Annotated in this window: 10 protein-coding genes; 9 read left to right on the forward strand and 1 reads right to left on the reverse strand. The window is 31.5% G+C overall.

Going from position 1 to position 11711, the window contains the following annotated elements; genetic code table 11:
* The first annotated feature begins 13 nt into the window (after positions 1-13).
* The 3 genes from ACEN2I_RS09915 (at position 14) to ACEN2I_RS09925 (ending at position 4255) form a co-directional block, all read left to right on the forward strand.
* Entirely contained in the window at positions 14-316 is a 303-nt protein-coding gene (locus ACEN2I_RS09915; protein ID WP_441765945.1) for a DUF6787 family protein, read from the forward strand.
* Positions 317-653: 337 nt separating this feature from the next.
* Positions 654-3431, forward strand: a complete 2778-nt coding sequence (locus ACEN2I_RS09920) for a T9SS type A sorting domain-containing protein (RefSeq protein ID WP_441765946.1) — start codon at positions 654-656, stop codon at positions 3429-3431.
* 98 nt (positions 3432-3529) lie between these two features.
* A complete protein-coding gene (locus ACEN2I_RS09925) occupies positions 3530-4255 on the forward strand; it encodes a trypsin-like serine protease (RefSeq protein ID WP_441765947.1) in 726 nt (241 codons plus the stop codon).
* A gap of 3 nt (positions 4256-4258) precedes the next feature.
* Here ACEN2I_RS09925 and ACEN2I_RS09930 read toward each other — a convergent pair whose 3' ends face one another.
* A complete protein-coding gene (locus tag ACEN2I_RS09930; RefSeq protein ID WP_441765948.1) occupies positions 4259-4555 on the reverse strand; it encodes a hypothetical protein in 297 nt (98 codons plus the stop codon).
* A 165-nt stretch (positions 4556-4720) separates the two neighbouring features.
* Between ACEN2I_RS09930 and ACEN2I_RS09935 the strand changes: the two genes are divergently transcribed.
* From ACEN2I_RS09935 to ACEN2I_RS09960, 6 genes are all read left to right on the forward strand, one after another.
* Positions 4721-5386, forward strand: coding sequence for an ABC transporter ATP-binding protein (locus tag ACEN2I_RS09935; protein ID WP_441765949.1), 666 nt, complete (start codon positions 4721-4723; stop codon positions 5384-5386).
* A 1-nt stretch (position 5387) separates the two neighbouring features.
* Complete coding sequence (locus tag ACEN2I_RS09940; RefSeq protein ID WP_441765950.1) at positions 5388-7088, forward strand: LIC_10190 family membrane protein; 1701 nt, start codon at positions 5388-5390, stop codon at positions 7086-7088.
* A complete protein-coding gene (locus ACEN2I_RS09945; protein WP_441765951.1) occupies positions 7081-7845 on the forward strand; it encodes a TIGR02757 family protein in 765 nt (254 codons plus the stop codon). The genes ACEN2I_RS09940 and ACEN2I_RS09945 overlap by 8 nt, the downstream gene beginning before the upstream one ends.
* A gap of 318 nt (positions 7846-8163) precedes the next feature.
* Positions 8164-8958, forward strand: a complete 795-nt coding sequence (locus tag ACEN2I_RS09950; RefSeq protein WP_441765952.1) for a HEAT repeat domain-containing protein — start codon at positions 8164-8166, stop codon at positions 8956-8958.
* Positions 8955-10391: a glycosyltransferase family 2 protein gene (locus tag ACEN2I_RS09955; protein ID WP_441765953.1), complete on the forward strand. Its 1437-nt coding sequence runs from the start codon at positions 8955-8957 to the stop codon at positions 10389-10391. The genes ACEN2I_RS09950 and ACEN2I_RS09955 overlap by 4 nt, the downstream gene beginning before the upstream one ends.
* A 5-nt stretch (positions 10392-10396) precedes the next feature.
* Complete coding sequence (locus ACEN2I_RS09960) at positions 10397-11659, forward strand: YaiO family outer membrane beta-barrel protein (protein ID WP_441765954.1); 1263 nt, start codon at positions 10397-10399, stop codon at positions 11657-11659.
* Positions 11660-11711: the final 52 nt, after the last annotated feature.

Genomic DNA, 11711 nt, shown 5'->3' on the forward strand with positions numbered 1-11711 from the left:
TCGCCGATAAAAAATGAATCGATTAAAGCAACGCTGGGGTGTAACCTCTAATTTTCAACTTATTATCATATTTATTGTTTTTGCCATCACAGGATCGGCATCAGCATGGTTATCCAGACCTTTTTGCGAATGGCTGCATATTACCAAAGAAGATTTTGGCGGATGGTTTACCCTTATTCGGTTAATAATTATCTTTCCAATCTATCAGGTTCTATTAGTTGCTATTGGAACTATTTTTGGACAGTTTCGTTTTTTTTGGAACTTCGAAAAAAAGATGCTTAAAAGTTTGGGCCTGGGTTTTCTATTTAAAAATTAAATTCTTTCCGTTTTTTTTTGCACAATTACCTTTAAGTGAATTAAATACGAGTCAAATAAATTAGTTTTCCAAGAAATTTGCTTGACTTTTTTTGTATTCTATCTTCAGCATACAGAACGGCAGTGACATTTCACACCATCATTCCAAATTGCATTTTATCACAATCATTAACAATACAAGGCTCTTTTAAGAATAACCATTCGTTATCTGAAAAGAACTAACACATACATCATTAATTCAATACCAGAACAGGATAGAACAGGATGGATTTATTTTAAGAAATATCAAACTTTACTTTACAAGATTTTACTTAACTAACCACCAAAACCACATTAAAATGTTTAATAATTCTATTAAATTTTCGTTTGTAATGGCAATAATCTGCCTTACAATAACGACAACAAAGATTTTTGCTCAGAATCCGGTAGTAAAAATTGATTTTGATCAATCAGGAAGACAAACTGCAGAAGTAGGTGACCCAGACTACACGCCATGGGTAATTACTACAAATTCAGACACTAAAACTGTAAACGGAGTTAAATTTACACTAACCCGTGTTGGAGACAAAGGTGATCTTTTAGGCACCAACTGGTATAAAACCGGAATAAGTGCACCTACTTATGCCAGATTAGTCTGTGATGGGGTTACTGTAAAAAATGGCACTGCAAATGAAGGTGGTCAAATAGAAGTACGAATTAGCGGATTAGAAACAGGTACCCATACCCTACTGGCTTTTTTGAATGCAGTAGACAGCCCAGTTTACACTTTTAGCCCAATTGATATATCGATAAATGGAAATTTAATAATCGATAATTTAATTCCAAGTGTGAGAGCACTGAAAACAGCAGATGCAAAATCAGCATATTTAACTTTTCAGGCGACAACAGGAAACGATGTAGTTATTATTTTTGCTGCCGAAAGATCCGGCACTGAAACTTATAAAAATGTAATGTTAAATGGATTTGAATTAAACACACCTAATATTTTTAATCAGGCAACAGATCCAGCTCCTAAACATAATGATGAACATGTAGAATTAAGTTCAGGCAATAAAACATTAATATGGACTTCAGCACTTAATGCCGTATCACACAATATTTATTTTGGTACTGATTTAGCAGCTCTTGAAGCCGCAGGAACATTATCTCCTGAATTTAAAGGCAACCAACTTAAAGCAAATGCTTCTTATCAGTTAAATGGATTATACACCGGAGAAACTTACTATTGGAGAGTAGATGAAGTTTTATCCAATAATGAAATCGTAAAAGGTAATACATGGCGCTTTCGTCCTGCACAGCTTGCTTTTCCGGGTGCTGAAGGCTATGGCCGATTTGCACGTGGTGGAAGAGGCGGAAAAGTAGTTGCCGTTACCAATTTAAATGATAGCGGTCCGGGAAGCTTACGTGAAGCTGTTACAAATGATATTGGTCCAAGAACGATTGTGTTCAACACATCTGGAATTATCCAGCTAAATTCTCGTTTGGTTTCAAGTCAGCCTTATGTAACGATTGCTGGTCAAACAGCTCCAGGAAAAGGAATTTGTATTCGTACTGCTCCTTTTGGAATTACAGGAAATGATGCCATTGTTCAAAACATAAGAGTACGATTAGGAGGAGGAACAACCTTTGACGGAATGGGGTTAACGGGTGCAGATCATAGTATAATTGACCATTGCTCTATAAGCTGGACAATTGACGAGGCTTTTAGTTCCCGTTCAGGAAAAAATATTACTTTACAAAAAACATTAATATCAGAAGCATTAAATGCTGCAGGACATCAAAATTATCCAGCCGGAACTGAGCATGGTTATGCTGCGACAATAGGCGGTGACATTGGAAGTTTTCATCACAATCTCTTAGCACATTGCTATGGACGTAATTGGAGTTTAGGAGGAGGATTAGATGGTAGCGGTGCTTATTCTGGCAGAATGGATATTACAAATAATGTAGTTTATAATTGGGGTTCCAGAACAACTGATGGCGGAACTAAAGAAGTAAACTTTGTAAACAATTATTATAAGCCTGGTGCAGGTTCAAAAATATTTGTTGCATTTAGTGCGGATAACGAAAATACAGGAACTGGAATGCAACGCTGTTATTTTAATGGAAATGTGATGCCAGGCTATTTTGACGAAAGTAATCAAACTATTGGAAGAAGATCCACTTATAAAAATGGAGCAACTAATACTTACGATAACTTTGTTACCACACAATTCTTTCCTTCATACGTAACTACACAATCTGCATCAAATGCTTATAAAATTGTACTATCTGATGTTGGATGCATTCAGCCTGAATTTGATGATCACGATCAAAGAATCATTACAGAAACATTAAACGGAACTTATACTTATAGAGGAAGCGTTACCAATAAACCCGGATTTCCTGACAACGAATCTGATGTTGGAGGTTACGAAACCTATCCTGAAATAATAAGAGACGCAAATTGGGATACTGATCAGGATGGATTGCCAAATTGGTGGGAAAATATCCTGGGAACAAATACAAATTCCGGTATTGGTGATTTCTCAGATACCAATGCTGATGCTGACTTGGATGGTTATACTAATTTAGATACCTATTTACAATGGATGTCCCTGCCTCACTATGATTCGCCGGACGGAAGTAAAATCAGCATTAATATCCAGAAACTATCAAGGGGTTTTACAACTGGGGTTAATTACTCTGTATCTAATGTTGTTAACGGCAATACGAGTCTTAATTCAGATATAGTAGAATTTACTCCAACGACAACAGGTTTATGTTCTTTTGATTTTACTGTTACGGATAACGAAGCAGCAACTATGACTCGCAAAGTTAATATCGTTAGCGGATACAGCTCTAATCTATCAGTAGAAAAACCAATCAAAGAAAATAGTTCTTTTAAAGTTTGGCCTGTACCAAATAACGGATCTTTTTCTGTTTTACTGGAAAATGACGGAAGCAATGCTGAACTCAAAATCTTTGATATTTTAGGCAAGGAAGTCTTTAAAAGAAACATTATTGGAAAAACACAGGAGAACATCAATTTAAAATCAAAAGGTGTTTTTATTCTAAAAGTTTCAGACCCAAAAACAAAACAAGTATTACATATAAACAAGATTATTGTACAATAAGTTTTTTGCATAAATTTGATATAAATGGCAGCCTTAAACAGTTGCCATTTATTTATTAAAGATGATGATGACTATTTACTGCCTTATTTAAAAAAATTATGAAATTTATCTCTCTCATTGCTTTACTGATATTAACAGCGTGTACGGGGCAGGAAAAAGTATCAACTAAAACTTTTGAAGAAATCACTTTAGTCAACAAAATTGATTTTTTTGATTCCAAATTAGATCAGTCAAAATTTAGCTGTGGATTTTTACTACGATACAATAACGAAATCTATGCTGTCACGGCAAAACATCTATTAAAAATTATCAAACCTGATAAAATGAAAACCTTGTCATTTGAAAACAATATCAAATCCTGGTCTTTGTATCCATTAGAAAACAAATCCGAAATTGTTATTTGTGATAAATTGCTGAATGAAAACAAATCAGAACTTTTAGTAGCCAAATCGACTTATGAAAATGACTGGCTGCTTTTTTCAATAAAAGAAAATCATTCAAAAATAAAACCTCTGCAAATAAGAGTGAATCCTTTAATTGCGGGAGAAAAATTATATGTAGTGGGCTGGACAAGAAAAATGGAAAGCGGAAAACAAAGAGTATATGAATTCGAATATTATAAAACCATCAACAATCGTATTCTCCTTAAAGATATTATTGTTCCGGAACAATTTGGTGGCTTAAGTGGTGCTCCTGTTGTTGATGAAAAAGGAATGCTAATAGGTATCGTGTCTAATGGCACTGTTGACCCTGAGACTGACAAAAAATATTTTTCTCCTTTTTCTGCAATAACCCTATTACCATTTTTAGAAAATTTGAAATAAACATTAAACAGCCCTGTTTTGCTTTTGAAAATAATAAGTATAAATCCAGGTAATAGTAAATGAAGGAATTATATCCGTAAACGGAATTATCTCTTCTACAAAAGTCAAAATACTTGCGACCTTCCCTACTCTGCCTTTATACATTCTAGTCATAATAAAAGCTGCAATTGGTGCCCAAATTACATCCGAAAATTCACCAAGTAGTGGAATGCTAAACGAAATCATTCCAATTCCATCAAAAAGGAGACCTAATAGCAATTTTTTTATCATAGCGTCGTTCGCTGTACTTAGCCTTTCCATTTTAAAATTATTTAGATATATCGAATTTAAAAATTAATTATCACCAAAAATTATTCCATTAGAAAAATTTGTTTCTTAATTCCCATTTTGTTCTCCATCATAAAATTCTGTTACAGTCCATTTTAATATCGGCAGAATCTTTGTTTCTTTGTAAAAACAGTTTCCATGATACACGCAAAAAATATACATAAATTCTACGATCAGCTTGAAGTTTTAAAAGGTGTTGATTTACATATTCAAAAAGGAGAAATTGTTTCAATTGTTGGCGCTTCCGGAGCAGGAAAAACCACTTTACTACACATCTTAGGAACATTGGACAAGCCTGAAAAATCAGGTTCTGAATCTTCCCTTACCATAAACGGAGAAAATATTTTGGGAATGAATGACAAAGCCTTATCAAAATTCAGAAACCTGAATTTGGGATTTATTTTTCAGTTCCATCAGCTTCTGCCTGAATTTACAGCTCTCGAAAATGTGTGCATTCCTGCCTATATTGCAGGCAAAAAAACATCAGAAACCGAAGCCGAAGCCAAAAGACTCCTGAATTATTTAGGATTATCTCATCGAATCAATCATAAGCCAAACGAACTTTCCGGCGGTGAACAGCAGCGTGTTGCCGTAGCAAGGGCATTAATCAATAAACCCGATGTGATTTTTGCCGATGAACCGTCCGGAAATCTGGACACTCATTCTGCCGAAAACCTGCATCAGTTATTCTTTCAGCTTCGCGATGAATTTGGGCAAACTTTTGTCATTGTAACCCATAATGAAGAGCTTGCAAATATGGCTGACAGAAAACTGATAATGTCAGATGGACAAATTATAACTTAACATGATTTTAATTTTTATAAGCTGGGTTTATATTTTATTTACTAACGTAAATCTAGGATTTGTTTTTGATAAAATTATTGGCTTAAAAAATAATAATCTAATAATTACTGTAATATTAGGTTTGTTTTCTACCACAATTTTAGCCAGCATCTGGGCCATTTTTGGAAGAATAAATATTGAATTTCACTTTTTTTTATTAGTACTAAATATTATTTCTGTAATTCGATTCTACAATACTATTATTGGAAGATATAAATCATTTTTATTAGAAATCAAACAATTAGACAATGTTTTTAAATTAATTCTCTTTATAATTTTTTTCCTGGTCATTGCACAAAGCGCTTCTATCCCGTTTGTCATTGATAATGAATCGTATTACATTCAAACCATAAAATGGCTTAACGAATATGGTTTTGTAAAAGGACTGGTAAACCTTCATTTATTTTATGGACAAATGAGTGGCTGGCATATTACTCAAAGTGTTTTTAATTTTTCTTTTTTATATAAAAATTACAATGATTTAAGTGGTTTTTGCCTGCTTTTAGGAAACATTTTTTCAATCCAAATGCTGGATGAATATTATAAAAACAGAAATAAAAACTACCTCCTTATTGGACTGTTTCCTTTGTTCAATATTTTCTTTTTCCAATTTATTAGTGCACCATCTCCAGATATTCCTGTATATGTTTTTAGTTTTATTTTACTTTTTTATTTCTTAGAAAATTTCAAAAAAACAACACCTGAAAACTATAATTTAATTGTGATTTTGGTTCTTTTTTTACTTTACATAAAAAATACTACTTTAACTTTTTCTGTTTTTCCAATCATTTTATTGATACTTCATTTTCAGCTTTTATCAAGGAACCTTTTAAAAACTATTTTTTTAACAATTACAATTCTTTGTCTTTTTGTAATAAAAAATATGATTATTTGTGGATCACCGATTTTTCCGTCTAAAATTTTAACTTCATTGACTATGAATTATTCGATTCCAGACTCCATTCAGGGTTTTTATTACGATCAAATTAAATATTATGGTTTTTTTGTTACTACTGAGCAATACAATTCTATGTCCGTTTTGGATTTATTTTTAAGATGGTTAACACTGCCCAAACTCAACGGCTTATTTAACAAAATCGCTATTTTTTTAATTCTTATTGTACCTTTCTTTATTTTTAAATTCCAAAATAAAAAAGCTTTATGGATACTTTATGTTGTAATGATCGTGCAATTATTTTTGTTTTTAATAACATCTCCACAGTATCGATTTTTTATGAATTTCATATTGTTTTTCGCCATATTTTGTTTTATTTGTATTGTTCAAAGCAGAAGAACAATTAATATTTTACTTTTACTCTCATTAATTCCAACTTTCGTTGTTTTATTTTTTCCTGTAAGTCTAAATAGATTTTCTAATCATAAACTCATGATGGAAATCAGTAATTTTTCAGTTAAAAATATTTTTTTTCCTTACCCAAATACAAAAAACAATACCGCTTTTGAAACGATTCAATTAGGTAATTTAAAATATAATTCTCCTCAAAAAAATGATTTTTTCTGGGCAAATGGAAATGGGGATTTGCCTTGTGTTGATAAACAGCAAATTGATTATTTTGAAAAATATTTTCAAATTATCCCTCAAATGCGTACTAACGATTTAAAAGACGGGTTTTACGCAAAAAAAATACAGAAAAATGAATAAAACAGAACTCAAAGAATTCCTTGACGAAAAAGTTAATCAATATAACACATTCGATTTTATCGAAAGTGATCCTGTACAAATTCCGCATTTGTTTGCGCAGAAAGAAGATATTGAAATTGCAGGATTTTTAAGTGCCACTATTGCCTGGGGAAATCGAAAAATGATTATCAAAAATTCTCATCAAATGATGGATTTGATGGGCAATACACCTTACGATTTTGTAATGTCACATTCTGATTTGGATTTAGAACGATTAGAAAATTTTGTCCATCGCACATTTAACGGAAATGATTTTACCGGGTTCATTAAAGGATTAAAGCATATTTACCAAAATCATAATGGTTTAGAATCCGTTTTTGCTAAAAATTTAGAAGCTAATTCAACACAAAAAAGCATTTCTGAATTCAAAAAAATATTCTTCGAAATCCCGCATCAAAGCCGAACTCAAAAACACATTTCAGACCCCATGAATGGCTCTGCAGCAAAACGTATCAATATGATGCTACGCTGGTTTTGTCGGCAGGATACAAAAGGAGTTGATTTAGGTATTTGGAAAAATATCTCCCCAAGTGCGCTGTCATGCCCTCTTGATGTACATTCCGGAAATGTCGCACGCAAATTAGGTTTACTTACAAGAAAACAAAATGACGGAAAAGCACTTGCAGAATTAGACATAAAACTACGTGAATTAGACGCAAATGACCCTGTAAAATATGACTTTGCCTTATTTGGCTTAGGAGTTTTTGAAGGATTTTAACACCTTAATCCAAAAAAAAATCGTAATATTAAGTATAAGAAAATACTAATGAACTCGATTTTTGAATTTGTAAAATTTTATCTTGTCCCTTCACTTTTAAGCTTCGTTATTATTTTGACAGCTTTAATGTGGAGCAGACGTTTAATTTTATACAATTTCAATAAAAAAAAACGTCTTGTAATTCAAAATACAGATCTATTTCTAACTTCCTTAATTTTTGAAAAAAACAACAAAGAGAAAATTAATGAAAAAATAGCCGAACTAAAAAATAAAATTCCATTACATCGAAATTGGTGCAAGAATATTGTGATCAATGAAATGATTCATTTTAAAAAAAATCTGAAAGGAGAATCAAATTTTATAATTGTAGAATTATACAAAAAACTGAACCTTCATGTTTTTTCAGCCAGATTAGTTGCTAATTTAAGATACTCTCAAAAATGTGAAGGTTTTTATCAATTTCAGCATATCGATTATAAACCTGCGAAAAAATTAATAAAACCTTATTTAACACATAGGGATAAAATTATTCGTTCTAATGCATATGCGTGTTATTTATCTTTGGTACAAGGAAAATTAGAAAGGATTGCAAATATTCCAACCAAAATTTCTTTGCTAAACATGATTAAATTAATGGAGCTTCTACATATAAAAAAAATAGATATGCCCAAAAATATTGATGAATGGCTACTTTCGGAAAATAATTCTGTAATACGGTTAGGTATTAAAATGATGGTTTTTTTTAATTATGCTCATCAGGAAGAAAAAATTGTGGAACTATTAAATTCTGAGGATTCCATTTTAAGATATGAAGCAATTTTAGCATGCAGAAAATTATATTTCAAAAATGCAGAAACAGAATTGATTTCTATTTATTTACATGACGACAATAATAATAAAGCAGAAATATTAAAAGGCTTAAAGGTGATTGGAGGACAAAAATCATTATTTTTCTTAGAACAGTTAGTTTTATATGAAACAAATAAATCCCTAAAGATGCTTGCAGTAAATGCATTGAGTATTATTGACAAAAAAGCCATAGAAAAACTAAGCTTAGAAGATGATGATACCCTTAAAATGCTTAATCACATAAATGATATTTATATTCTATGACAACAGAACTATTAAAATACTGCATCAGTGCTTATGAAGTTTTTGTTTCAGCATTTTCCGGAATTTATATTCTGTTTTATATCATTCTTGCTCTATTATCCTATACAGCAATTTTAAAACACTTACGATTTCAAAAATACCTGGAAGAAGAAACTTTATTTAAATCAAACTATTTAATGGGAGTTTCGGTCGTAGCACCAGCATTTAATGAAGGTGTAAATATTGTATATAACGTCAGATCTTTATTATCTTTAACTTATCCAAAATATGAAGTTATTATTGTAAATGACGGCAGTACAGATGACACATTAGAAAAACTTATAATAGAATTTGAGTTAGTAAAAGTTGATTTTTATTACGAAGAACATATTCCTACTAAACCTGTTCGCGGACACTATAAATCCAAAAATCCTATCTACTCCAAATTAATGGTAGTGGATAAAGAAAACGGAAAAAGTAAAGCCGATGCTTCAAATGCAGGAATCAATTCATCAAAATATCCTTTGTTTTTATGCACTGACGTAGATTGTATTTTAAAACAGGAAACTATACTTAAACTGTCAAAGCCATTTATGGAACATAGCCGCAGGGTAATTGCAACAGGCGCCGGAATTAGGATTTCGAACTCCTGCGAAGTAAAAGAAGGTTTTTTGGTCAAAGTACATTTCCCTAAAGAATGGTATCCAAGGTTTCAGGAATTAGAGTATGTAAGAGCTTTTTTATTTGGACGAATGGCCTGGAGCAGAATAAATGGCCTATTACTAGTATCGGGCGGATTAGGCATGTTTGATAAAGAAATTGCCATAAAAGCAGGTGGTTATTGGCATAAATCGCTTGGTGAAGACATGGAATTAATTACACGAATGCGAAAATACATGTATGACAACCATCAAAAATTCTTAATTAAATACATTCCGGAATCTTTATGCTGGACAGAAGTGCCGTCTACAAAACAAATATTACTAAGACAAAGGGTTCGTTGGGCAAGAGGATTGATACAAACCTTATATTTGCACAGAAATATGTTTTTTAATCCAAAGTATGGCAAAACAGCATTTTTAATTCTTCCCTATTTTTTTTGGTTTGAATTTATGGTTCCAATAATTGAAGTGATAGGTTTGATAACGATTATAATTGCTTTTACATTTAAATTTATAAATGAAGAATACCTGCTTTGGTTTACCTTGACAATATATTTATTTTATTTACTTATTACCTTAATTTCGATCTTTATTGATGAAGTCTTATATAAAAATTACGATAATGCTAAAGAATTAATGGTTTTGGTAATGATGGCAATTATTGAACCAATAGTTTATCATCCTATTTGTGTTTATGCCTCATTAAAAGGGTATTGGCACTTTTTTAATCAAAAAGAACAAAGCTGGGGTGTTATGACCCGAAAAGGATTTACAACCTCTAAAAAAATATAACTCAAATGAAGAATACTTCTTATATTCTGTGTCTTACTTGGTTTTTACTTTTAAGTAATCATGCTGCTGTAGCTCAAAAGATAGATGTAGACAGTTTACTTGTACAATTAGTTTCTGATTATAGAGAAAATAAAGATCCGCAGGAAATTATTCAAAAAGCCAAAACAGGTTTAAAAATTGCTCCTGATTATCTGGATTATTATTTGCTTATCGGACAAAATTTTGAAAGAATAAAACAATCAGACAGTGCTCAGTTTTATTATAAGAAGGTAATTTTAAAAAGTGATAAATATCCGGATGCTTACAATTATTTAATTAATATAGCCATTAATAATAAGGATTATAATACCGCAATAGAATATATTAAAAAAGGAAAACTGCTTTATACTGAAAACCAACTTTATTACGACACAAAAAAATTAAACATCTATGAGTTGCAAGGCGATGCAGGTGCCGAACTGGAATTAATGACGGAATTAATAAAGAAAAACCCAAAAAATGTTTCATTTAAAGACCGTTATATTTTACTTTCTCATAAAACTGAAGAAGACAGGATTGGCTTACAATATGCAAATACGAGTTTTAACAGGGACGGTTATGGTCCATGGAATCAATTCATGGCACAATACATACGAACCCGGGATTGGGGTACTTTAATTGGAAACATAAATGCTATGAATCGAAAATCTGATTCGGCTGAGGATGTAAATGGAGCACAATTCGAGCTTTCATCCTATATTTTTACCACAAAAAAAGATTATCTTTTTTTTAATGCTGCTTTCAGTAATGACAAAGTTTATCCCAAATACCGTTTTGGAGCAAGCTATTACATTAGTTTCCTAAAAAAATGGGAAGCCAATCTTGGAATGCGGTACACAAAAACAGATGCTGATGAATTCCCCGCATTAGTTTTAGGAATGGGAACTTATTATAAATCATTGTGGTTCAATCTAAGCTCCTTTCTTCAAAGTGACGATAACAAAATAAATCCGGCATTTACCTTTACATCCCGCTATTATTTAGACACAAGATACGATTATCTATTTGCTGTTTTAGGATACGGGACTTCTCCTGATGACAATAACACTTCAGGATTGTATAGTGAAAGAATAAATTTAAGTTCTTATCGAATTGGTGCCGGAATCAGTAAAACTATTTTCAATAATTATATTGCAGGTTTTCAGTTTCTTTACAACAATCAGGAATATGCTCCGGAAAAAAGACAAAATGAATATGAAATAACAGTTTCGCTTCAATATAAATTTTAAATATGCAAAAATGGATTTTAATATTTGGATTTCTTTTCATTTTAAACACCAA

Source organism: Flavobacterium sp. W22_SRS_FK3 (assembly GCF_052113665.1).
Lineage (GTDB): Bacteria > Bacteroidota > Bacteroidia > Flavobacteriales > Flavobacteriaceae > Flavobacterium.